General features: G+C 76.9%; 1 pseudogene. It reads right to left on the reverse strand.

From position 1 onward, the window contains the following. Positions 1 to 577: pseudogene (locus tag C1J00_RS44010) on the reverse strand (ATP-dependent helicase HrpB); the annotation flags it as partial.

The raw sequence follows: 577 nt of genomic DNA on the forward strand, positions 1-577 counted from the left end.
GCTCCACCCTCCGCGCCACGACGTCCCCGCCGTCCCACCGGACCTCGTCCCGCTCGTCGAGCAGCGCGCCCGCGGCGAGCCGCGCCACGTCCTCGTCCACGACCGCCCCCGACTGCACGCGCGCGTGCCCCTGGCCGACAGGCCGGTCCGCCACGGCGACGGCCACCCACTCCGCGCCGCGCAGCCCACTCCCCGCGCCGGGCTCCGCCCGCGTCCCGGACACCATGAGATACGACCCGCCCTCGGCCCTGGCGACCCGCTCGGGAAAGGCGAGAGCGGCGACGAGGCCCGCTTGCCGATCCTCCGAGAGATTCCCGAGGCCCCCTGCCCCGGCGGTCTCCGGATGCCGGGTACGGGCGGGCGTACGGGACATCTCCCCGACTGCGGCCCGCAGCCGCCGGACCTCACCGCGCCACCGCGAGGAATAGGCGTCACCCCCACGCCGCGCACGGCGCAGCGCACCGGCCAGATCATCGCCGTACTCCCGCGGAGCCTCCTCGCTCAACAGCGCCACGACCTCCGCAGCCCTCTCGGCACCCAGGAACGGGACGGAGTCGAGCAGCGCCCGCCCCAGCCG

The organism is Streptomyces cahuitamycinicus (assembly GCF_002891435.1).
GTDB classification, from domain to species: Bacteria; Actinomycetota; Actinomycetes; order Streptomycetales; family Streptomycetaceae; genus Streptomyces; species Streptomyces cahuitamycinicus.